This window comes from Microbacterium sp. ARD31, from assembly GCF_031844425.1.
Genome location: NZ_JAUZVE010000021.1, coordinates 69,386 through 90,434 on the forward strand (window position 1 = coordinate 69,386; position 21,049 = coordinate 90,434).

The 21,049-nt window shown below is 70.3% G+C and carries 22 protein-coding genes; 12 read left to right on the forward strand and 10 right to left on the reverse strand.

The window, feature by feature from the left end:
• Positions 1-149: 149 nt before the first annotated feature.
• A complete protein-coding gene (locus tag Q9S36_RS32120) occupies positions 150-434 on the reverse strand; it encodes a DUF1905 domain-containing protein (protein ID WP_311288887.1) in 285 nt (94 codons plus the stop codon).
• A 59-nt stretch (positions 435-493) separates the two neighbouring features.
• Here Q9S36_RS32120 and Q9S36_RS32125 point away from each other — a divergent pair, with 59 nt between their 5' ends.
• The gene (locus Q9S36_RS32125; RefSeq protein ID WP_311288888.1) at positions 494-883 is read left to right on the forward strand and encodes an ester cyclase; all 390 of its coding nucleotides are present in this window, start codon (positions 494-496) and stop codon (positions 881-883) included.
• Between the two features lie 22 nt (positions 884-905).
• Here the strand turns inward: Q9S36_RS32125 and Q9S36_RS32130 are convergent, their stop codons facing one another.
• Positions 906-1,271, reverse strand: coding sequence for a DUF5655 domain-containing protein (locus Q9S36_RS32130; RefSeq protein ID WP_311288889.1), 366 nt, complete (start codon positions 1,269-1,271; stop codon positions 906-908).
• Positions 1,272-1,390: 119 nt separating this feature from the next.
• Between Q9S36_RS32130 and Q9S36_RS32135 the strand changes: the two genes are divergently transcribed.
• Entirely contained in the window at positions 1,391-1,987 is a 597-nt protein-coding gene (locus tag Q9S36_RS32135; protein ID WP_311288890.1) for a class I SAM-dependent methyltransferase, read from the forward strand.
• Between the two features lie 297 nt (positions 1,988-2,284).
• On the opposite strand, the gene Q9S36_RS32140 is transcribed toward Q9S36_RS32135, so the two are convergent.
• Positions 2,285-3,322, reverse strand: coding sequence for an alcohol dehydrogenase catalytic domain-containing protein (locus Q9S36_RS32140; RefSeq protein WP_311288891.1), 1,038 nt, complete (start codon positions 3,320-3,322; stop codon positions 2,285-2,287).
• Positions 3,322-3,642, reverse strand: coding sequence for a hypothetical protein (locus tag Q9S36_RS32145; RefSeq protein WP_311288892.1), 321 nt, complete (start codon positions 3,640-3,642; stop codon positions 3,322-3,324). The genes Q9S36_RS32140 and Q9S36_RS32145 overlap by 1 nt, the downstream gene beginning before the upstream one ends.
• A gap of 169 nt (positions 3,643-3,811) precedes the next feature.
• Between Q9S36_RS32145 and Q9S36_RS32150 the strand changes: the two genes are divergently transcribed.
• The 6 genes from Q9S36_RS32150 to Q9S36_RS32175 all read left to right on the forward strand — a co-directional run bounded on the left by Q9S36_RS32150 (position 3,812) and on the right by Q9S36_RS32175 (position 9,287).
• Positions 3,812-4,381 (forward strand): TasA family protein, encoded by a 570-nt coding sequence (locus Q9S36_RS32150; protein ID WP_311288893.1) that lies wholly within the window; start codon positions 3,812-3,814, stop codon positions 4,379-4,381.
• Between the two features lie 24 nt (positions 4,382-4,405).
• Positions 4,406-5,020, forward strand: a complete 615-nt coding sequence (locus tag Q9S36_RS32155; RefSeq protein ID WP_311288894.1) for a signal peptidase I — start codon at positions 4,406-4,408, stop codon at positions 5,018-5,020.
• Complete coding sequence (locus Q9S36_RS32160; protein ID WP_311288895.1) at positions 4,981-5,370, forward strand: hypothetical protein; 390 nt, start codon at positions 4,981-4,983, stop codon at positions 5,368-5,370. The genes Q9S36_RS32155 and Q9S36_RS32160 overlap by 40 nt, the downstream gene beginning before the upstream one ends.
• A gap of 83 nt (positions 5,371-5,453) precedes the next feature.
• Positions 5,454-7,268, forward strand: a complete 1,815-nt coding sequence (locus Q9S36_RS32165) for an Ig-like domain-containing protein (RefSeq protein WP_311288896.1) — start codon at positions 5,454-5,456, stop codon at positions 7,266-7,268.
• Positions 7,268-8,038 (forward strand): response regulator transcription factor, encoded by a 771-nt coding sequence (locus tag Q9S36_RS32170; protein WP_311288897.1) that lies wholly within the window; start codon positions 7,268-7,270, stop codon positions 8,036-8,038. The genes Q9S36_RS32165 and Q9S36_RS32170 overlap by 1 nt, the downstream gene beginning before the upstream one ends.
• Entirely contained in the window at positions 8,031-9,287 is a 1,257-nt protein-coding gene (locus Q9S36_RS32175) for a HAMP domain-containing sensor histidine kinase (protein WP_311288898.1), read from the forward strand. Before Q9S36_RS32170 ends, Q9S36_RS32175 begins: the two co-directional genes overlap by 8 nt.
• Before the next feature lie 5 nt (positions 9,288-9,292).
• On the opposite strand, the gene Q9S36_RS32180 is transcribed toward Q9S36_RS32175, so the two are convergent.
• Together Q9S36_RS32180 and Q9S36_RS32185 are read right to left on the reverse strand one after the other, a co-directional pair.
• A complete protein-coding gene (locus Q9S36_RS32180; RefSeq protein WP_311288899.1) occupies positions 9,293-10,168 on the reverse strand; it encodes an EamA family transporter in 876 nt (291 codons plus the stop codon).
• A 10-nt stretch (positions 10,169-10,178) separates the two neighbouring features.
• A complete protein-coding gene (locus tag Q9S36_RS32185) occupies positions 10,179-11,405 on the reverse strand; it encodes a serine hydrolase domain-containing protein (RefSeq protein ID WP_311288900.1) in 1,227 nt (408 codons plus the stop codon).
• Between the two features lie 420 nt (positions 11,406-11,825).
• On the opposite strand from Q9S36_RS32185, the gene Q9S36_RS32190 reads away from it, so the two are divergent.
• A complete protein-coding gene (locus Q9S36_RS32190; RefSeq protein WP_311288901.1) occupies positions 11,826-12,134 on the forward strand; it encodes a DUF2470 domain-containing protein in 309 nt (102 codons plus the stop codon).
• A gap of 73 nt (positions 12,135-12,207) precedes the next feature.
• A complete protein-coding gene (locus tag Q9S36_RS32195) occupies positions 12,208-12,861 on the forward strand; it encodes a biliverdin-producing heme oxygenase (protein WP_311288902.1) in 654 nt (217 codons plus the stop codon).
• A gap of 6 nt (positions 12,862-12,867) precedes the next feature.
• On the opposite strand, the gene Q9S36_RS32200 is transcribed toward Q9S36_RS32195, so the two are convergent.
• The gene (locus tag Q9S36_RS32200) at positions 12,868-14,235 is read right to left on the reverse strand and encodes an ATP-dependent RecD-like DNA helicase (RefSeq protein WP_251452931.1); all 1,368 of its coding nucleotides are present in this window, start codon (positions 14,233-14,235) and stop codon (positions 12,868-12,870) included.
• A 63-nt stretch (positions 14,236-14,298) separates the two neighbouring features.
• Here Q9S36_RS32200 and Q9S36_RS32205 point away from each other — a divergent pair, with 63 nt between their 5' ends.
• Positions 14,299-15,441: a hypothetical protein gene (locus Q9S36_RS32205; RefSeq protein WP_311288903.1), complete on the forward strand. Its 1,143-nt coding sequence runs from the start codon at positions 14,299-14,301 to the stop codon at positions 15,439-15,441.
• Between the two features lie 812 nt (positions 15,442-16,253).
• Here Q9S36_RS32205 and Q9S36_RS32210 read toward each other — a convergent pair.
• Together Q9S36_RS32210 and Q9S36_RS32215 are read right to left on the reverse strand one after the other, a co-directional pair.
• Positions 16,254-18,197, reverse strand: a complete 1,944-nt coding sequence (locus Q9S36_RS32210; RefSeq protein ID WP_311288955.1) for a cytochrome c oxidase assembly protein — start codon at positions 18,195-18,197, stop codon at positions 16,254-16,256.
• A gap of 170 nt (positions 18,198-18,367) precedes the next feature.
• The gene (locus tag Q9S36_RS32215) at positions 18,368-18,655 is read right to left on the reverse strand and encodes an HU family DNA-binding protein (protein WP_251454669.1); all 288 of its coding nucleotides are present in this window, start codon (positions 18,653-18,655) and stop codon (positions 18,368-18,370) included.
• Positions 18,656-18,872: 217 nt separating this feature from the next.
• Between Q9S36_RS32215 and Q9S36_RS32220 the strand changes: the two genes are divergently transcribed.
• On the forward strand, positions 18,873-19,745 hold the full coding sequence (locus Q9S36_RS32220; RefSeq protein WP_311288904.1) for a potassium channel family protein: 873 nt from the start codon (positions 18,873-18,875) through the stop codon (positions 19,743-19,745).
• Positions 19,746-19,894: 149 nt separating this feature from the next.
• On the opposite strand, the gene Q9S36_RS32225 is transcribed toward Q9S36_RS32220, so the two are convergent.
• A complete protein-coding gene (locus Q9S36_RS32225; RefSeq protein ID WP_311288905.1) occupies positions 19,895-21,040 on the reverse strand; it encodes an alpha/beta hydrolase in 1,146 nt (381 codons plus the stop codon).
• Between the last annotated feature and the right edge of the window lie 9 nt (positions 21,041-21,049).

Here is a 21,049-nt window from a genome sequence, read left to right on the forward strand (position 1 = left end):
CGGCAGGCTGCACGCGCGGCTGCCGGTGAGGCGTGCGCACGTTGCCCATGCCGTCACGCCGCCAACGCGGCTGCCGGTGTAGCGTGCGCACGCGCCCCACGCGGCAGACTGCCCACGCTCTGCCGGCCGCACCCCACGGGTCGCCCGCCTCAGCGCGCCGGCGAGCTCGGCGCGACCGCCACGCGAACGATGTCGCCCACGTCTTTTCCCAGTTGCTTCCGCACCTTCGCGCTGAGCGAGATCATGTGGCCGCCTGTGCCCGTGACCATCGCTCCGACGTTCTCCAACCGGATGCCGTCGACTTCGGCGTCCACCCGGACGGACTTCCCGGTCCCGAAGAAGTCGACGGACGAAGGGATCTCCACACACGACCACATCTCGCCCTTGACGTTCGCTCCGATCGGCGCTTCGAAGCGCAGGTCTTTCGGTGTCATGCGGATCACTGTAGCGATCACCGGGATCGCCCCTGCGAGCCGTCACCGAGAATGGTCTGGTGGAGCCGTGGGAGATGCGCGAGTGGTACGCGGACTACCTCGACGCCTGCAACCGGCACGACCTCGATGCCATCCGGTCCCTCGTCGACCCCGCCGTGCGCCGCGCGCACCTGCCCGGAGGCGCCGATGCATGGATCGACGACCTGGCCGAGTTGTTCCATGCGTTCCCGGACTGGCGGTGGCGCCGCATCCAGCTCATCGTCGAAGACGACCGCGTCGCGGCGCACCTCCGCGGCAGCGGGACCCACCTCGGGCCCTTCCGCGGTATCGCGCCCACCCGCCGACGCGCGAACGTCGCCGAATGGGGCATGTACCGCATCGCGAAGGGCCGCATCGTGGAGTTCTCGGGCACCGAGCCGATCGAGCTTCTCGCGCAGCTGGAGGCGTGAGGCGTCGGCTCCTCGAGTCCGGTCAGCGCGCCTCCGCATAAGCCGCTTTGAGCCACGCTCTGACTTCCTCGTCGACGTCGTCCACCGTCTTCAGCTCCACGTGGTGCATCCAGACCCGTGCTGAAGAGTGCGCGACTTCCTTGAACCGCGGCGACGAGAGCGGCTGTCGCAAAGCGAATGAGACGACGACCGGCACCACGCTGCGCACGTACCGCCCCGGCGCCCAGGCGAAGGCGAACGCGCGTCGGGCCCGGAAGGCGACCTGGCTCTTCGTCACCCTCACGGCGACATCCTCGCCCGCCACGAGCGGCGCCGCGAGCGCCCGGTAGATGGCGACGGCGGACTCGTCCGGCGAGAAGAACTCCTCCCCCTCGACGCTTCCAGTCATGGCGTAACCCTAGGCGCGGGTCAGCACGACGTGTGCGAAGACCTTGTCCGTCCCCGCGGGAGAAAGAGAGAACACTCACGTCGGGGCTCGTGCGCGGCACGGCTGGAAGGATGAGCGGGATGACGGACGATGCGAGGGCTCTCTGGGATGCCGAAGCGGAACACTTCGACGAGGCTGCCGACCACGGGCTGCACGACCCGGAGGTCCGTCGCGCGTGGGCAGACCTGCTGCTTCCTCTGATCCACGGCCGCGGGCTTCAGGTGGCCGACCTCGGCTGCGGGACCGGCACACTGTCGATCCTGCTCGCCGACGAGGGCGGGCACGCGGTCACCGGTGTCGACTTCTCGCCCGAGATGATCCGCCGGGCGCGCGAGAAGGCCGGGACGACGAACCCGAAGCCGACGTTCATCGTGGGCGACGCCGCCCGCCCGCCATTGCCGGCGGGATCGTTCGACGTCGTGCTGTCGCGCCACGTCCTCTGGGCGATGCCGGATCCCGCCGCAGCCCTGCAGAACTGGCTCGGACTGCTCACTCCGACGGGCGTGCTGATCCTCGTCGAGGGTCGATGGCACACCGGGGTCGGGCTGACGGCCGACGAAGGCGTCGCGCTCGTCGGCGGCTTCCGGAGCCACGTGGACCTGCGGAGCCTCGACGACCCCCGCTACTGGGGCAGCCCGACCTCCGACGAGCGGTATCTGATCGTCAGCCGCACCTGACGCGCAGCATCCGAGACCGGGTGCCTTCCGCGAGACCGAGGGCCACGTCCCGCGTTTCGCGGCGGATCCCCTGCCCCACCGGATGCCGGGGCTCGCCGCGCCGCCGGTGGCCTCCACGATCCCGCGTCTCACCTACGATCCCGCGTCTCGCGGCCGATCCCCTGCCCCACCGGATGCCGGGGCTCACCGCGCCGCCGGTGGCCTCCACGATCCCGCGTCTCACCTACGATCGCGCGTCTCGCGGCGGATGCCGGGGCTCGCGGAGCCCACGTCACCGCGCACCCCCGCGCCCGAGGGTCAGGGCAGCCGGGGGTCGACCATCGTCATGCCGGCCGGGGCCGCCCGGTCGAGCAGCGGCAGCCGGGCGGCCGCTTCCTGCAGCCCGACCACCTGCTCGACGAGGTCCTGCGGGCGCAGGGCGCCGCTCTCGATGAGCGCGAGCATGCCGGGATAGTCCGCGGCGGCCATGCCGTGGCTGCCGAGGATATCGAGTTCCCACGCGATCGCCCGCGCCATCGGGATGCCGGACAGCCCGGTGGGTGAGGGCAGCAGGCCGACCTGCACATGCCGACCCCGGCGCCGCAGGCTGAGCACCGCGTCGGCCGACGTCTGCTCGCTGCCGACCGCGTCCACCGAGATGTGGCTGCCGCCGATCAGATCGTGGACCCGAGCGGGGACGTCCGCACCGTCGGCGAGCACGACATGCTCGGCTCCCAGCGCTCGCGCCGCCGAGAGGGCTGCGCCGGTGCGGTCGACAGCGACCACGTGCGCACCGAGCGCCCGCGCGATCATCACGGCGCTGAGGCCGACGCCCCCCGCGCCCACGACCGTCACCCACTCGCCGGCGCGCACCCGCGCTCGCGCCGTGAGCGCGCGGTACGCCGTCGCGAACCGGCAGCCGAGCGCCGCCGCGGCCTCGAACGACACACCGTCGGGGATGGCGACGACGTTCGTGTCCGCGGCGTGCAGCGCGACCCGCTCGGCGAACGAGCCCCAGTGCGTGAAACCGGGCTGCTCCTGATCCGGGCACACCTGCGCCTGGCCGGTGCGGCACCATTCGCACCGGCCGCAGCCGCACACGAACGGGACGGTGACCCGATCGCCGAGCGACCACCGCTCGACGCCGGCGCCGACAGCGACGACGACGCCGGCGAGCTCATGGCCGGGAACGTGCGGCAGGGCGACGTCTTCATGTCCCGCCCACGCGTGCCAGTCGCTGCGGCACAGCCCGGTAGCCCGTACCTCGACGACGACCCCGCCGGGCGGGAGGGCGGGATCGGGAACGTCGCGCACCGAGAGCGGCTGACCCACGGCATCCATCACGACGGCGCGCATCAACCGGCCGGCTGCTGCCCGATTCGCGCGTCAGTCGTGCCCGTGAGACCTCGACCCGCCGGCTCCGGCCGATACGCCTCAATGACCAGCACGGCAACGAGCGCGGCGAGTCCGACGCACAGCAGACCGAGCCCGATGGGCCAGATCGCGACGACATCCTCCACGTTCGAGGACACCACACCGCCTTCGACGGAATATTCGTCGTGCCCCACCACGATCTCGCGAACGGACGTCATTATCGTCCCGGTGATGGTCAGCCCGATGCAAAGGACCCACACAGCGGCGCGGGCGAGTCTCCGCACGGTTTTCGTCTCTGTCACGTGATCACGGTACCGAAGGGGTGCGTGGCAGACGCCAAGGGCACCACGGGGAGGTTCTGTGGCGGAACGATGGCCCTGACGTAACCCGGCCGTGGATCAGCCGTTGACGGCACCTTCGTAGTTTCGGTGTCAGGAGCTTTTCCACACCCGATGAAGAATGGACAACCCCATGAACGCCACCTCGCTCGAAGCCGCCGCCGCCAAGCCCACCCGCTCGCGAAAGCGCATCCTGGTACCGCTCGCCGGTCTCCTCGTGGCCGCGGCCATCACCGCCGGGTCCGGGGCCGACTTCGTCTCGAACTCCGTCAACACCGGCAACGCGTACAACTCGGGAACCCTGCTGCAGAGCAACTCCAAGGCCGGCACGTCGATCTTCAACCTGTCCAACGTGAAGCCCGGAGACACGGTGAACGGCAAGGTCACGATCGCCAACACCGGCACGCTGGATCAGGCGTTCACGCTCACCGAGAACGCGGTCAACGGCTTCGCCACCAAGTCGAACCTTTCTCTCGTCATCACTCAGACCGGTGTGGCCACGCCCATCTGGTCCGGCACCTTCGCGGACCTCACCGCCGCGGGCCCGCTGCCGCTCGGCGTCTTCGCCGCCGGCGAGTCGCGCGAGTACATCTTCTCCGTCACGCTCGCGCAGGCAGCGACCAACGCCGAGCAGGGCAAGTCCGCCTCGGCGACCTACACGTGGAACGGCACCCAGACCGCACCCACTGTCACAAACCAGTGACCTGAGATCGAACGAGGAACGAGCATGAGCGCCGGGAAGACGGCCCGCACCGCGGGCAACGCAATCGTCACGATCGTTGCCATCGTCGGCACGGCCATCGCGGCGCTCATGTTCGTGCCGAGCTTGTTCGGACTGGATCGGTACGTGATCACCGGCGGCTCGATGTCGGGCACCTTCGAGCGCGGAGCCCTCGTCTTCGAGCGCCAAGTACCCGTGTCGGACCTTCGCGAAGGCGACATCATCACCTATTTACCCCCGAGCGACTCGGGCATCACCGAACTGGTCACCCACCGCATCGTGTCGATCACCGCGAGCACGGACCCGCACGCCAGCCCCACGTTTCAGACGCGCGGTGACGCCAACGACAGCGTGGACCCCTGGACGTTCACTCTCGCAAGCGCGGTCCAACCCCGCGTTGACGGCTGGCTGCCGGAGGTCGGCTGGGTATTCATCGCCCTCGCCCAGCCCGGGATCCGGATGCTGGCGATCGGGGTTCCCGCAGCGCTCATCGGGCTTCTCTTCCTGAAAGACCTGATGATGGCCTGGCGCCGCCCTGACTCACCCGCCGCGGGCGCTGCCGCGGTCACCGACGGAGACGTATGGACATCCCCCGCCGGACCGCGGGCCACCGCGCCCTGACCTGGTCGGTTCCCGCCGCCCTGGTCGTCATCTCGGCAGGGCACCTCGCATCGACGGTATGCGTCGACCTTCGCCTCGACCCTTTCGCACTGCTCTCGGCCGTCCTCGGCGTCGTCGGCATCCTCACCGCCTCGCGGCTCGCCGTCGCGCGTTGCTTCGAGTCGCGCCTGGCTGCCCGGCTGATAGCGGGAGCCACCCTCCTTGGAGCGGCCCTGAGCCACACGCTCGGTCTGCCGGGATCCGACCCTCTGCCGTGGACGGGCGGGGATGTGGTGATCGTCGGTCTTTCCACCGCCGTCATCGCGGCGCTCGCGCATCGCGAGGTCACCGGCAACCCCCGCGAGTTGTAGCGCCACTGAGGCCCGACTGTGGCGCCGTTGTTGCCGGCTCGCACGTAACGTCGTACGCATCCTCTACCCGAAGGACCCACCCGATGATCGGAACGGCACTGCGAACGCTGGCGATCGCCGCGTTCATCGCCGTGCTGGGCGCCACCGGTGGCGGCGGATCACCGAAGTTCTCGTCCGCGGCGTTCGTCACGCAGTCCACCAATCTCGACAACAGGGTCACGGCCGCCGCGGATTGGACGCCCCCGACCGTGAGCGTTCAAGCCCCCGGGTCCGGCCTGAAGGACACGGTCTGGATCACTGCACTCGCGTCGGACGCCGAAACGGGGATCAAGACGGTGTCGATCTTCGCCCAGCCTGTCGGGGCTTCGACCTGGACCACGCTGTGCACCACGACGACGGAGCCGTATCGCTGCTCGTGGGACACCCGCACCCTTGCCGACGGCACCTACGACCTGCGCGCATCCGCAACGGACAACTCCAACCTCACCACCACCTCATCGGTGGTGCGCACCACGATCGCCAACGCCTTCGCGGTGCTGCTGGCAGACCCGGGCGACGCCGTACGCGGCTCCGTCGCTCTGCCCGTCACTTTGCAGAACGCCGGCACCGGCTCGTACAGCGTGCGCGTCGAGTACTACGCCAACAACAAATGGAACAGCCTGTGCGTGAACATGCCCGCACCGTACACCTGCACCTGGGTCACCACCTCCGGATTCGCCAATGACTACTACGACCTGCGAGCGGCAGCCACCCTCGGGTCGGTGACGACATACTCGGCTGTGATCCCCGAGGTCTTGGTCGACAACGTTGCGCCGACCGTCACGATGACGGACCCCGGCACACCACTGAGCGGAACGATCACCCTGGCCGCGGCCGCCAATGACACGCACTCCGGCGTCGCAACGGTGACCATCCAGTACGCCCCGAGCAGCAGCGGGGTCTGGACCACGGCCTGCACCGTCAGCGCCACACCTTTCAGCTGCCGTTTCGCCACCACAGCGCTGACAAACGGCACCTACTCGTTCCGAGCGGTGGCGACCGACGCCGCGGGCAACACAATGACCTCTTCGGTGGTCTCCAATCGGTTCGTCGACAACACTGTGACATCGATCTCGCTGGAAGACCCGGGCGCGTTCCTCACGGGATCGGTCACCCTCACCGCCAATGCCTCCTCCACCGCCGGCATCATGAGCGTCGCAATCCAGTACGCACCCGCAGGCACCTCGGCCTGGACGACCGCATGCTCCATCACCGTCTCCCCGTATCAGTGCACGTGGAACACGACGTCCGTCGGCGATGGGCTCTACGACCTGCGTGCCATCCTCACCGACGGCTCCGGTCGGCAGACCACATCGACCATCGTCGCCTCCCGTCGAGTCGACAACACACCGGTACGCGGGTTGGATGTCCAAACTGCCAACGGCGCCGGCACCGCGGGACGCCTCGATCCCGGCGACACGCTGACCTTCATCTTCAGTGAGCAGATGGCTCCGGCCAGCATCACCCAGGGCTGGAACGGCTCCGCAGTCCCGGTGACCCTGCGACTGCGGGATGGCAACCTCGTCGGCGGGGGCAATGCCGGCGACACCGTCGACATCCAGCGCTCCGGCGCTGCGGTGAACCTCGGTTCGGTGAACCTGCGCGGCGACTACATCCGCAGCAACAAGACCACGGTGTTCAACGCCACCATGGTCTCCAACGTGATCACGGTCAATGGGATGCCGGTGACCGCCGTCACGGTCACGGTGGGTACGAACGTGTCGGGGGGCTCGCTGCGGACCGTCTCGACGGGCGGAACGATGACATGGTCACCGTCTGCCTCGGCGACAGATCTCGCCGGCAACAAGAACTCCACCGCGCCGGTGAACGAGTCCGGCGCCATCGACAGGGAGTTCTGATGGACGACGCGGCGGGCGCACCGCACGGCGGCCGTGGCACGAGGGACGACCTCGCTAGCATCGACGTCGTGGGGCGACGCATCCTGATAGTCGAGGACGATGATGGCATCGCGGTGCCTCTCGAGCGCACCCTGGCGCGGGAAGGGTACGAGGTCGAGCGGGTAGCGGAGGGTGCGCGCGCGCTCGAGCGATCCGGGGACGGATTCGACCTGGTAGTGCTCGACCTGGGACTGCCGGACATGGACGGACTCGACGTCTGTCGGCGGCTGCGCGAGGACGGCTTTGTCGGCGGCATCATCATCCTCACCGCAAGGGACGGCGAGCTGGATCGGGTCGTCGGACTGGATGTGGGCGCCGACGATTACATCGCCAAGCCGTTCGCGCTGGCTGAATTGCTCGCCCGCCTGCGCGCGCTCCTCCGGCGCAGCCCCGCGGTTTCGGCCGCCGCCTCGTCCGAGCCTTCATCCGCAGACCGGTCCCTCTCGGTCGACATCGACGCCCGTCGAGCGTTCGCCTCTGGACGTGAAATCGCCCTCAGCACCAAGGAATTCGACCTGCTGGCCCAGCTCGACAAGCGGCGAGGGACCGTGGTGACGCGGGAGCAGCTGATGGACGAGGTCTGGGACGAAAACTGGTTCGGGTCAACGAAGACCCTCGACGTCACGGTGGCACGGTTGCGCCAGAAGCTTGACGACGCGGGGGCTGGGGTGAGAATCACGACGCTCCGAGGGGTGGGGTTCCGCCTCGACGAGGGGAACGGGGATGCGTGAGCGTCTGATCGCCGCATTCGTCGCCCTCGCGGTCGGCATCATCGCGCTCTACGGGATACCCCGCGCGTACATCGTGGCCGACCTCATCGAGACCAGCGAGACGCAGCGTGTGGTGCGCCTGGCGGACTTCCTCGCCGTGCTGATGGAGGAACGGGACTCTGTCGGAGACGTCACCGAAGACTTCCTTGCACCCCTCCTTCGGGAAGGTGAGCGGATCACCTACACCGCCCCCGACGGCGCGGTCGTGAGTGCGGGCGCGGCCCCGGCGCACGACGACATCGTGTCCTCGGCGGAGACTCCAGATGGAGGGATCGTGGAATTCAGCCGATCCGCCGACGTCGTATCCGGCCGCGTGGAACAGGCCGTCATGCCAGTTGTCGTCCTCGGAATCGTACTGATGGTCGCGTCCGCCTTCGTAGCGGTCCTGCTCGCGCGCCGACTCGCCCAACCGTTCGTGCGCCTCGCCGAGACGGCTCGCGATATGGGCCACGGCGGGTTGCGGTCGACCGAGGATGACCTTCGCATTCCCGAGGCCCGCGCGATCGACAGCGCCCTCCGCTCCAGCGCAGACACGCTCGAACAACGGATTCGCCGAGAGCATGAATTCGCCGCGAACGCGTCGCATCAGTTGCGGACGCCCATCACAGCCCTACGCCTCGAGCTGGAGGACCTCACGCTGTGGCCCGAGACCCCACCCTCCGTGCGCGAGCAGCTCGACCACGCGATCCACGAGATCGACCGCCTCGCCGACGCCATCGCGCATCTGCTCCAGCTCGCCCGTGGTGGTTCACCCGGCACCGATGACATGCGTCCTCTGGATGAGATGATCCTGGCAGCCGCCGAGCGCTGGTCGCCGCACGCGCGACGCGCCGGCCGACAGATCGTCATCGCAAATGCTCCGGGCGCGCTCGGCACCGTGCCCGCCCCGACAACGCAGATCCTGGACGTCCTGATTCACAATGCGCTCACGCACGGCCGTGGCGAAGTGCGACTGCGGGGAATCCCACGCGCGGGCTACGTAGCCATCCAAGTCTCGGATGAAGGTCCACGACCGCACGGCAATGCGGTATTCGAGCGCCGGGCGGAGCAGCGCACCGCGACATCGGGCGAAGGGATCGGGCTGGCCTTGTCGGCTGAACTCGCCGAATCACTCGGCGGCCACCTGCTTCTCGAAAGCGCCCCCCACACGACATTCTCGCTCATCCTCCCCGTGCGCGAAAGGACTGACGCTCCGGTCACCGAGCAGTAACGACCTCACCCGAGCGGCTCCGCCGTGCGGCGCGCAGCCCGCGTCGATGCGCGGACAGCTCCGATGCTCGCGACGATGACCAGGGCGATCCCCACCAGTTCGAGCCAGGTCAGGTGCTGGCCCAGCAGCACGAATCCCGCGAGCGCCGCGGTCGCGGGGGCCAGCGACATGAGGATCGCGAACGCCGCCGCGGGAAGGCGCCGGAGCGCGAACAGCTCCAGCGCGTACGGGATGGTCGACGAGAGCACCGCGACGGCCGCGCCCAGCGCGACGAGGTCGATCCGCAGCAGTGCGCCTCCGGCATCCATGATCCCGAAGGGCAGGGCGAGCAGCGCGCCGACCGTCATCGCCAGGGCGAGACCGTCGAGCTTCGGGAACTCCCGTCCCACGCGAGCCGACGCCAGGATGTAGAACGCCCAGCTCGCCGCGGCACCCAGGGCGAAGAGCACCCCGATCGGGTCGAGGCGATCCCACCCTCCGCCGCCGAGTGCGACGACTCCGACGAAAGCGACCACCGCCCAGACCCAGGCGGACCGTCGGCGGCTCGCGACGATCGAGAGCACGAGCGGCCCGAGCACTTCGATCGTGACGGTCACGCCCAGCGCGAGGCGCTCCAGCGCCAGATAGAACAGGCCGTTCATCACGGCCAGGACGACACCGAACCACACCACCGAACGCCAGGCGACCGCGTCGTGACCACGAAGTCGCGGCCGGGCGATGGCGAGCAGGAGGACGGACGAGAACACCAGCCGCAGCATCACCATCCCGAGCGGGCCGACCTCGGGGAACAGGAGCACGGCGAAGGACGCGCCGATCTCCTGACAGGCGAGACCGGCGACGACCAGCAGGACGGCGGGGGTGCTGCCCGCGCGCGCGCTCACTCCCGGGACGTCACTCGGACGGCGCGGAGCAGATGGCGTTCTCGGCGATGGGCTGCGCGAACTGCTCGGCAGTCCACGGCAGACCCGCGCTCGGGGTCTCCTGCCCCGACGCGGCAGGCGCCTTCGATGCGATCGCGGCGAGCTGGAGAGCCAGCCACGTCACGTGATTGGGCGTCGCTGACGAGTTGTTGAGGACGATCACGACGGTCAGGCCCGACTCGGGGTCGGCATACGCCGCTGTCATGTAACCCGGGACCGAACCGTGCTGACCGACCAGCGAACCCGCCTGGAACGCGCCGCCGGCAGCCGTGAACCACGACGACGACGACCGCGACGGCGGCCGGCCGTCCTCGAAGCGCTGAGTGCCGGTGAGCGCACCGGTGGCGAGCGCCCGGACATAGCGCGCGAGATCTGTCACGTTCGTCATGACACCGGAGTCGCTGTAGCCGGTGGTCAGCGAGACCGGCGTGACGTCGGTGGGCTCGGCGCAGTTCCACACGCCCTCGATCCGCGGCGAGCGCAGACCGTTCAGCTGGGGGGCCTCCGTGGGGCCGGCGGCGAGATAGGTGTTCTCGAGGTCGAGCGGGTCGGTCACGTACTTCTCGATGAGGGCCGGCATCCGCTCGCCCGATGCGTTCTCGAGCGCGAGGCCGAGCAGGAGATACCCGGAGTCCGAGTCGGTGTACTGCGCGCCCGGCTCGGCGACGCGGCCCTGCCCGAGACCGTAGCTCGCGAGCTCCAGCGGCACCCACGTCCGCTCGGGGTTCGACAGCCACAGCCCCAGGAGCTTGCTGGAGTAGGAGGCCAGCCCGCTGGTGTTGTCGCACAGCATCTCGAGGGTGACGTCGGTGAGGTCGGCCGCACCCGAGACCCATTCGGCCACCTCGTCGTTGCGGCCGACGACGCCTTCGTCGACGAGCTCGTAGAACACGTCGCACGTCATCGCGCGCGTGACCTTGCCCGCGCGGAACTGCATGTCGGCGGACACCTCGGCGCCGCCGGGCGTCGTCGTCCCGACGCCATCGACCCAGCTGCCGCTCCACGGCGCCCACACGCCCACGATGGCGCCCGTGGACCCCGTCGCCGTGATCGCGCGGGACACCGCATCCTGCAGCTGCGTCTGCGTCTCTTCGGGGAACGCGCCGTCGACTTGTTCGGGCACGTCGATCGACACCGACTGGTCGGGAGCGCACGCAGCGAGTCCGATCACGAGCCCGAAGGCCACGCTGATCGCCACGGCTGCCCGCCGCACTGAGGGTCGAACCGGCATATCACTCCCCGAATTGGTGCGTACCGATTCAAACACACCCCGGTCCCGCCCGGTTGCGGGGGCGCGTGCGCACGTGCCACCCCCGTGCGTGAGAATCCCGCACGCGGGGGCGGCGTGCGCACGTGCCCCCTGGGCAACGCACCCTGGTCCCGCCCGGTTGCGGGGGCGCGTGCGCACGTGCCACCGGCGTGCGTGAGAATCCCGCACGCGGGGGCGGCGTGCGCACGTGGCCCCTGGGCAACACACCCCGGTCCCGCCCGGTTGCGGGGGCGCGTGCGCACGTGCCACCGGCGTGCGTGAGAATCCCGCACGCGGGGGCGGCGTGCGCACGTGCCACCGTGGCCACGCCCCGATCCCGCGCGGTGCGCGCCCTCATAAGCTGGCAGGATGCCGCACCAGTTCGACGAGGCCACTCTGACGGGGGTCCTCCGCCACATGAACGCCGATCACGTCGGCGACAACCTGCTCATCGTGCGCGCATTCGCCGAGCCCGACGCGGTGTGGGCGACGATGACGGGATTCGACGGGGATGCCGGAAGGTGGCGCGCCCGGAGGCCCGACGGCGCGGAGTCGGACGTCTCGATCCCGTGGCCGGGGGGTCCGATCTCGGCGCGACCCGAGGTGCGGCGAGAAGTGGTCGCGCTGTACGACGAGGCCTGCCGGCGCCTGGACGTCGAGCCTCGTCCGCACGCGTGACCTTCGGCGGTCGCGCGCGGTCGCAGCGATCCGAGGCTAGGTTAGGTCGCCCTAACTCGCCTATCATGGCCCCATGAGTGACCCGACCCCGTTCTCGGCCGCGCTGCGCGAGCGATCGAGCCGCGCGCACTCCTCCAGCGAGTCGGCAGGGTTCATGTCCGACCTCGTCGAGGGCCAGGGCACCCGCGAGGACTATGTGGCTCTCGTCGCCCAGCACTGGTTCATCTACGACGCGCTCGAGCGTGCGGCATCCGAGATGAAGGACGACCCGGTCGCGCGCGTATTCATCACCGACAAGCTCACGCGCCTGCCCGCCCTCGAGGCCGACCTGGCCTACCTGGTCGGACCCGACTGGCGGGACCGCATCGAGCCGCTGCCGACCACCCGCCGCTACGTCGAGCGCATCGCCGAGGTGGGTCGCACGTGGCCCGGCGGCTTCGTCGCCCACCACTACACCCGTTACCTCGGGGACCTGTCGGGCGGGTTGTTCATCGGCCGTCTCATGGCCCGCCGGTTCGGGTTCGACACCAACGGCATCGGCTTCTACCTCTTCGACGACATCGCCGACCCGAAGGCGTTCAAGGACGTCTACCGCGAGCAGCTGGACGCCGCTCCATGGGATGCCGCCGAGCAGGAGCGCGTGATCGACGAGGTGCTGCTGGCGTACCGCTTCAACACCGAGCTCTTCGAAGACCTCGCGGCCGCCAAGCGCGTGCGCGTCGCCTGACCCGGGTCAGGATGCCGGGGGTCGCGCCGCGCGCATCTCGGCCATCCAGCGCTGGACGTCAGGGTCGACGCGGATGTCGCTGGGCCGCAGCGGCCGGGAGAGGTACAGCCCGTCCAGCGACGTGAGGCGCGACAGCGCGACGTACGTCTGACCGGGCGCGAAGGCGCCGGAGCCGAGATCGATGACCGCACGGTCGTAGGTCTTGCCCTGGGACTTGTGGATCGTCACCGCCCACGCCAGCCGGAGCGGGAACTGCGTGAACTCCGCGACGATCTCGCGGCTGAGCGACTTCGATCCGGGGTCGTAGGCGTAGCGGAATCTCTCCCACACCGCCGGTTCGACGTCGACCTCTTCACCGTCGATCTCGACGCGCACCGACTCGCCGGCGATGCGGGTGACGGTGCCGATCGTGCCGTTCACCCAGCGCGGCGGCTCGCCGAAGGACGAGGTGTCGTTGCGCAGGAACATGACCTGCGCGCCGACCTTGAGCCGCAGCTCGGCGTCGGCAGGGTAGGCGGCCTCGCCGCGTCCGAAGTCGCCGTTGACCTCGGCAGCGGCCGTCTGCAGCCGGCCCGGCAGCGCGTCGAGATGGCGCCGGTTGATCGCGTTGACGATGTCGTTGCGGGTGGCGAGCGTGATGATCGGCGGCTCGTCGTCCGCGGCATCCGGGGGCGTGCGCGCACCGGTGTCGTTGAGGATCTGCGCGATGTCGGCGGTGACGCGGCCGTAGCGCACCGCGTTGAGCATGGCCTTGAACGACTGATCGGACTGCCGGTGGATGTCGATCAGCTCACGCACCTGAAGGTCGGCGCCGTACGACCCGACATCGAGGATGCCGTCGCTGGCCGCCTCGCCGTTCCACACCTTCGCGTCGAAGAACCAGAAGGACCGGTAGTGGTCGCGGATGTACCGCAACTCGTCCCCTCGCGGCGGCACCGGAGCGAGCTGGTACGGGTCGCCGAACATCACGATCTGCACACCGCCGAACGGCTCGGAGCGCCGGCCGCGGGCCTGGCGCAGGGAGCGGTCGATGCCGTCCATGAGATCGGCGTTGACCATCGAGATCTCGTCGATGACGAGGGTGTCGATGGCGTTGAGGATCTTCCGCGTTGCGTCGGACTGGTCGAGCTGCGTGTTGGCGATGAGCCCGATCGGCAGGCGGAACAGCGAGTGGATCGTCTGCCCCTCGACGTTGAGGGCGGCCACCCCGGTCGGCGCGCACACGGCGATCTGCTTCGACGTGTTCCACGCGAGGTGCTGCAGCAGCGTGGACTTGCCCGTTCCGGCGCGTCCGGTGACGAACACGTGCTCGCGGGTGTCTTCGATGAGCCGGTAGACCGCCTCCTGTTCGGGCGAAAGCGGCGGCCTGGTCACCGGTTCATGGTAATCGGCGGTAGCACCTGCCGATTCTCAGGTGGGGTTTTCTAGACTGACCCCGTGGACCAAGGGGCGGTGGGCACTTTCTCCGCGCGCGCATCGGCGCCCGCGGGTGTCGCGCCGAGCCCGACGCCGGGCGCCTCCAGCGCCCCGACCCCCGCGCCGCGCAAGCGCCGCCTGGGGCTGGGTGCGTATCTGACGATCCTCGGCGTGCTGTTCGCCCTGCTCGCAGGCGCCGTCTGGGCGTCGGTCGGCTACCTCTACCGCGAGCTCTACAGCCCCACCGCGTTCGTCGAGCGCTACCTCGGCCTCCTCGTGGACGGCCGCGCGGCCGACGCGCTCGCGATCCCGGGCGTGGCTGTCGACTCCGCCGCTCTGGAAGAGGCGGGACTGCCGGCGACGGCATCCGAGGCACTGCTGCGTCGCGACGCCCTCGCGCAGCTGAGCGGCGTCGATGTCGTCGCCGAGACCACCGATGCCGAGACCGGAGTGACACGCGTGACCGCGGAGTACCGCGCCGCCGGCTACGACGGCACGACCACGTTCGCGGTCGAGCGCGCCGGCTCGATCGGGGTCGCACCGACATGGCGGTTCGCGACCAGCCCGCTCGCGGTGCTGGACCTCACGGTGCGCGGATCGATGAGCTTCGACGTCAACGGGTTCGCCATCGACAAGCGTCAGGTGTCGGTCGACGGGGTGGATGCCGATCCCACAGCCGCGGTTCCCCTGCTGGTGTTCTCACCCGGCGTGTACTCGGTCGCGGTCGACACCGCGATCTCGGCGACACCGGGAGTCGTCGTGCTGTCGGACAGCCCGTTCAAGAACGTGTCGGTCACCGTGCAGGCGCAGGCGACCGACCAGTTCGTCGAGGTCGTCCAGGAGCGCGTGAACGAGTTCCTCACCGACTGCGCATCGCAGGAGGTGCTGCAGCCGACCGCGTGCCCGTTCGGCTTCGTGCTGCAGGACCGCGTCGTGTCGCTGCCCGACTGGTCGATCAAGACGTATCCGAAGATCGACGTCGTGCCCGACGGCGCCGGCTGGCGCATCCCCGCGACCGAGGCCGTCGCCCACCTGGACGTCGACGTTCAATCCCTCTTCGACGGCGCGGTGTACGGGGTGTCGGAAGACGTGGGCTTCGCGGTCACGGCCGACATCACCGTTCTCCCCGACGGCACGGCGTCGATCGTGGTCAGCGGGCCCTAGCGCCGCGGTCGCCTGAGCGCGGGGCCGCGCCCGGTTCGGTTGTCGTCGCCGCGCCAGGTTCGGTTGTCGTCGCCGCGCCAAGTTCGGTTGACGTCGCCGCGCCAGGTTCGGTTGTCGTCGCCGCGCCAGGTTGCGGCATCCGCTGTACCGATCGATGGCGCGGACGCCGCAAAGTGGCGCGTCGGGGGGATCAGGCGCCGCGAGTTGGCGCGGATGCCGCGAGGTCCCGCGGCGGTGGGGTCCAGGCGCCGCGAGGTGGCGCGGGAGCGGAGTGCGCAGCGGGTTCGGGGGATATCGCCGCGCCAGGTTGCGGCATCCGCTGTACCGATCGATGGCGCGGACGCCGCGAAGTGGCGCGTCGGTGGGATCTACCCGCCGCGAGCTGGCGCAGATGCCGCAAGGTGGCGCGGTGGCGGGAACAGGCGCCGCGAGCTGGCGCGGACGCCGCGAGGTGGCGCGCCTGGTGAGGACAGGCGCCGCGAGCTGACGCGGGAGTGGAGTGCGCAGCGGGTTGTGGGATGTCGCCGCGCCACGTTGCGGCATCCGCTGTACCGATCGATGGCGCGGATGCCGCGAGGTGCCGCGGCGGCGGGGTCCAGGCGCCGGGAGATGGCGCGGACGCCGGGAGGTGGCGCGTCGGTGGGATCTACCCGCCGCGAGCTGGCGCGGACGCCGCAAAGTGGCGCGGTGGCGGGAGGGGACCTTCCGGCAGATGCCGCGGCGGCCTCGAGGTGCCGCGGTGGCCTCGAGATACCGCGGATGCCGCGAGGTGCCGCGAGGTGCTGCGGCGGGGGGACCGCCTTCCGGCGCCGTCAGCGGTGGGCGCGGGCGTCGCGCTCGGCCAGGCGCGCGAGCTGCTCGTTATAGGCCTCGAGCTCGGCGTCGCCCGTGCGGTCGGCGTGCCGGTCGCGCCGACGCGTCTCGCGGGTGTCGCTGCGCGACCACTGGATCGCCACCATCACGGCGAGGATCAGGGTGGGGATCTCGCCGATCGACCAGGCGATACCGCCGCCGGTGTACTGATCCTCGAGCGGTGTGGCACCCCAGGTGCGACCCATCGACCCGAACCAATCGGCGACCATCAGCCCCGACTGCATCATGATGGCGATGCCGAAGAACGCGTGCATCGCCATCACACCGATGAGCAGCAGCAGCCTGCCGGCGTAGGGAAGCCGCCACGGCACCGGGTCGATGCCGATCAGGGAGAGCGCGAACAGGTAGCCGGTGATGAGGAAATGCGCGATCATCCACTGGTGGCCGAGGTGGTCGTATAGCGACCAGCGGAACAGGTCGGTGTAGTAGAACACCCACAGTGATCCGATGAACAGGGCGGCCGCGACGAACGGGTTCGTCAGGATGCGGGCGACGGGCGAATGTACCGCCCACAGGATCCACTCCCGCCCGCCGCGGGTGCCGTCGTCGCGTTTGCGGATAGCCCGGGCGGCGAGCGTCACCGGGGCGCCGGCGACCAGCAGCACCGGGATCGCCATCGTGAGCAGCATGTGCCCCACCATGTGCATGCTGAACAGGTAGTCCTGGTAGACGTTGACGACGCCGCCGGTGACCCAGACCAGCAGCACCATGCCGGCGACCCACATGATCGTGCGATACACCGGCCACGCGTCGCCGCGACGGCGCAACCGCCACACCCCGGCGAGGTAGAAGAAGATCGCGAACCCGGCGAGCACCGCCCACAACATGTCCACGTTCCACGCGGTGACCCACGACGCCAGCGTGGGCTCGGGCGGCAGAGGCCCGCCGGTGAGGATCTCGGCCGGCGTCTGCTGCAGCGGAAGCCCTGCGTCGGCGGGTGGGGGCGTGCGCGCCAGGGCCGCGGCCGCGCCGCTGGCGACGCCCATGAGTGCCAGCTCGAATGCGATGAGACTCCAGAAGGCGCGCGAAGCGGCATCCTCGTGCAGGCGCGTGATGACCCGGCGGCGGTACCACGCGCCGAGGACGCCCATGGCCACGAGCGCGCCGACCTTGACCATGAGGATCAGTCCGTAGGGCGACAGCAGCGCATCCCAGACGCGCAGGCCGACCGCGGCCCGCACGACGCCCGAGACCGACACGACGACGAAGGCGGCGAGGGCCAGGCTCGAGTAGCGCGCGACGATGCGGGCGAGGCGCGAGCGTTCGAGCGCGGGTCGCACGATGACCAGCGCGAGGAGCCCGCCGAGCCACACCGCCGCGGCGATCATGTGGAGCACCAGCGCGACGACGGCGGAGTTGTGGTCGGCCTCGTCGCCGGAGTGTCCCTGCGTGCCCATCGGCACCAGCGCCGCTGCCGAGAGCAGGGCGACGAAGAACACGGCGGTGAACGAGCGGACGGCGAAGGTCAGGATCGTCAGGACCGCTCCGGCCACCGTGGTGATGAGCCACGTGCGGCCGACCTCGGTCTCGACCAGGAAGCGCGCAAGCTGCGCCCCGAATTCGGGCCCCGCGCTCACCTCGGGGTTGAAGGCGTCGACGAAGGTGAGGAACCCGGTCGCGGCGGCCGCGACGGTGAAGATCGACGCCGAGACGGATGCCGCATCCAGCGCGACGTCGAACTCGCGCTCGCCGGCGCGCAGGGCGAAGAGGGCGAGGACGAGGACGCCGACGAGCCCGGCGGCCGACAGGTTCACCAGCAGCTTCGCCACCGGCAGCCCCCAGCGCACGAGCGGCCCGGGGTCGCCGATCGCCAGCGGCTCAGCCGCGCCGCCGTACGCCAGCGCCCACGTCAGGACGACCAGCGCCGACCCGACCAGGATCAGGGGACCCGCGATGCGCAACCGGCCCGCGGATCCGGCGCGTTCCCGCCCCTCGCGCGGCCCAGCGGCGGCGGGCGAAAGGGCGGTCGGGTTCACCCTGCAAGCCTAATCGCGCAACAGAAGGGGGATGCCGCGCGGTGCGGCATCCCCCTTCTGGCGAGGCGTGGGGCGTCTTACTTGACGGCAGCCTTGAGCTTCGAGCCGGCGGTCACCTTGACGCGCTTGCCGGCCGGGATCTTGATCTCTTCACCGGTCTGCGGGTTGCGGCCGGTGCGAGCCGACGTGTCGACCTGCTCGAACGCGATCCAGCCCGGGATCGAGACCTTGTTGCCCTTGGCGACCGCGTCGGACACGGTGGAGAAGAGGGAGTCGAGCACGCCCGAGACAGCGGACTGGCTCTGGCCCGTCGCGCTGGCGATGCTCGCGACGAGTTCGGTCTTGGTGATGGACTTGTCGGCCATAGGTATGTCCTCCAAAGGCGCGGGATCCGCCGCCTTCTTCATTGCTCGGACCGGACGGCGCATGCCCTCCGGCTGGTCGGATCGACCGCCTCGACTATAGCCAGAAACCGCGGAAATTCGCGGATTTTGACCTGTTTACGGCCTTTCGCCCCGGCGTGTCGGGGTCTGGAGTGGCCAAAGGGACACGTGAGGTGAGGCGCGGCCGTACGCTGAGGCCATGGTCATCGCGAGCACCGTCGTCGGCACGGCGCTCATCCTGATCGCCCTGAACGACGTGTTCCAGACGCTCCTGCGCCCGAGCGCCACCGGTCGCCTGACGCATTTCGTCTTCCGCTTCGGGTGGGCTCTGGCGCGGCGTCGCCGCCGGTCGCTGGTCTCCAGCGGGGCACTCACCGTGCTCGCAACGATCGGGCTGTGGCTGGGACTGCTCACCGTCGGCTGGGCGCTCCTGTACCTGCCGCACGTGCCCGAGGGGTTCTCGTACTCCGGCGTGGATCCCGAGCGTTACGCGCCGTTCGTCGAAGCGCTCACCTTCTCGATGGTGGCCCTGACCACCTTGGGCCTGGGCGATGTGATCCCGGCCGAGCCGTGGATCCGCGCGCTCTCGCCACTGGAAGCGCTCACCGGGTTCGCGCTGCTGTCCGCGTCGGTGTCGTGGTTCATGCAGCTGTACCCGGCGCTCGCCCGTCGCCGCGCCTTCGCGATCGAGCTGACGGCGATGCACGAAGCCGGAGTGACCACCGAGCTCGACCGGCTCGGCTCGGCGGACGCCGTGGCCACGGTCCGGTCGGTGACCCAGTCGCTGGCCGCCGTGACCGCGGACCTCGTGCAGAACACCGAGATCTTCTACTTCGCCGAACGGGACGCCCGCCTCTCGGCGGCCCGCGCCCTGGCGTTCACGATCGATCTGCGCGACGCCGCCCTCGCGTCGCACTCGCCCGAGCTGAGGACGGCCGGCATGGTCCTCGAGCGCGTCATCGACGAACTCGTGCGCGTCCTGCGCGCCCAGTATCCGCATGTGCGGGGCGAGTCGCCGGCCGAGGTGCTCGACCACGTCGCGAGCAGCCACGGGCACTCCGCCGACGACTGAATCGTCGATGGGGGGCGCGTGCGCACGCGTCCCCGCCGGGGTGCCAGGGGGGTAGGTTTCGGGGCGCGTGCGCACGCGTCCCCGGTTGGGTGCCAGGGGGGTAGGTCTCGGGGCGCGTGCGCACGCGTCACCGCGAGACGGCGCGCTCGTCAGGTGTGCAGGCGCCGCAGCGCTGAGACGACATCGTCGTGCCAACGGCGGGCGGCGGGCAGCGCGCCGGTGAAGACCGGGGTGTCGTGGGTCACCCCCTGGTAGCGCACGACCGAGGCGTCGACGCCGGCCGTGCGCAGCGCCGCACCATAGGCGTCGCCGTCACCGCGCAGGGGGTCGTATTCGGCCGTGAGGATCACCGCCGGCGGCAGGTCGGCGTGCGAGGTGGCGCGCAGCGGCGACGCGTACGGCTCGCGAGCGAGCTCGGCCCGGGGCAGGTACGTGCGCGCAACCGAGCGCAGCTCGCGCCGGGCGAGAACGTTCGGCACCCCGAGGGCACGCGTCGCGCGCAGATCGAGCATGCGCCCGGTCAGGTCGACCACCGGCACCTCGAGCACCTGCAGTCGCAGCGGACGACGCCCGCGATCGCGGTTGAGCAGCGTGAGCGCGGCGGCGACGTTCGCGCCCGCCGACGTACCCGCCACGGCAATGCGCCCGGCGTCCACCCCGAGCGCGTCGGCGTTGTCGAACAGCCACTCCAGCGCCGCGTGCGCCTGCTCCACCTGCGTGGGGTAGCGGTGCTCAGGTGCCAGGGCGTAGTCCACGGCCACCATCGCGACTCCCGCGTCCGCGGCGCGACGCCGGAATGCGGCATCCGTGGTCGGGTAGTCGATGCCCCCGATGCGGAACGCTCCGCCGAAGAACGCCAGCACCCCCGGAACCGGCCCATCGGCGTCGGGGTGGTAGATGCGCACGCGCACGGCCGGATAGCCGGGCACGTCGACCTCGTGCTCGGTGGTCCGGATGCCGGGGCCCGGCGTCCCGACCGTCCGAAGCTCGGTGCGATCCCACGCCAGCGCCGCCCTCCGGTGCTTCGCCCGAGCTCGTGCGCGCGGCCCCGGCCCGGCCGCACGTGCGCCTGCCGCGGTGCCCGCCGGAGCCGCGCCTGCCGCGGTGCCCGTCGGAGCCGCGTGCGGCTGCCGTGATGCGGACCCCTGCCCGGAAGGCGCGGACGCGGCCGACCAGGGCAGGCGAAGCGGGTCGAGAAGGCTGCGCACGCGCGAGCGGACGGTGCCGAGCGCCTGGTCGAACAGGTAGCGGCGGTGCACGCGCAGGCGCTCCGAGAAGAACGGGTCGAGCGGCATGCGCCTATC

Bases quoted from the DNA above. Each gene is read 5' to 3' on its own strand.
- Q9S36_RS32120 (WP_311288887.1), bottom strand. From the start codon at position 434: ATGACACCGAAAGACCTGCGCTTCGAAGCGCCGATCGGAGCGAACGTC.
- Q9S36_RS32130 (WP_311288889.1), bottom strand. From the start codon at position 1,271: ATGACTGGAAGCGTCGAGGGGGAGGAGTTCTTCTCGCCGGACGAGTCC.
- Q9S36_RS32135 (WP_311288890.1), top strand. From the start codon at position 1,391: ATGACGGACGATGCGAGGGCTCTCTGGGATGCCGAAGCGGAACACTTC.
- Q9S36_RS32140 (WP_311288891.1), bottom strand. From the start codon at position 3,322: ATGCGCGCCGTCGTGATGGATGCCGTGGGTCAGCCGCTCTCGGTGCGC.
- Q9S36_RS32150 (WP_311288893.1), top strand. From the start codon at position 3,812: ATGAACGCCACCTCGCTCGAAGCCGCCGCCGCCAAGCCCACCCGCTCG.
- Q9S36_RS32155 (WP_311288894.1), top strand. From the start codon at position 4,406: ATGAGCGCCGGGAAGACGGCCCGCACCGCGGGCAACGCAATCGTCACG.
- Q9S36_RS32160 (WP_311288895.1), top strand. From the start codon at position 4,981: ATGGACATCCCCCGCCGGACCGCGGGCCACCGCGCCCTGACCTGGTCG.
- Q9S36_RS32165 (WP_311288896.1), top strand. From the start codon at position 5,454: ATGATCGGAACGGCACTGCGAACGCTGGCGATCGCCGCGTTCATCGCC.
- Q9S36_RS32170 (WP_311288897.1), top strand. From the start codon at position 7,268: ATGGACGACGCGGCGGGCGCACCGCACGGCGGCCGTGGCACGAGGGAC.
- Q9S36_RS32175 (WP_311288898.1), top strand. From the start codon at position 8,031: ATGCGTGAGCGTCTGATCGCCGCATTCGTCGCCCTCGCGGTCGGCATC.
- Q9S36_RS32190 (WP_311288901.1), top strand. From the start codon at position 11,826: ATGCCGCACCAGTTCGACGAGGCCACTCTGACGGGGGTCCTCCGCCAC.
- Q9S36_RS32195 (WP_311288902.1), top strand. From the start codon at position 12,208: ATGAGTGACCCGACCCCGTTCTCGGCCGCGCTGCGCGAGCGATCGAGC.
- Q9S36_RS32215 (WP_251454669.1), bottom strand. From the start codon at position 18,655: ATGGCCGACAAGTCCATCACCAAGACCGAACTCGTCGCGAGCATCGCC.
- Q9S36_RS32220 (WP_311288904.1), top strand. From the start codon at position 18,873: ATGGTCATCGCGAGCACCGTCGTCGGCACGGCGCTCATCCTGATCGCC.
- Q9S36_RS32225 (WP_311288905.1), bottom strand. From the start codon at position 21,040: ATGCCGCTCGACCCGTTCTTCTCGGAGCGCCTGCGCGTGCACCGCCGC.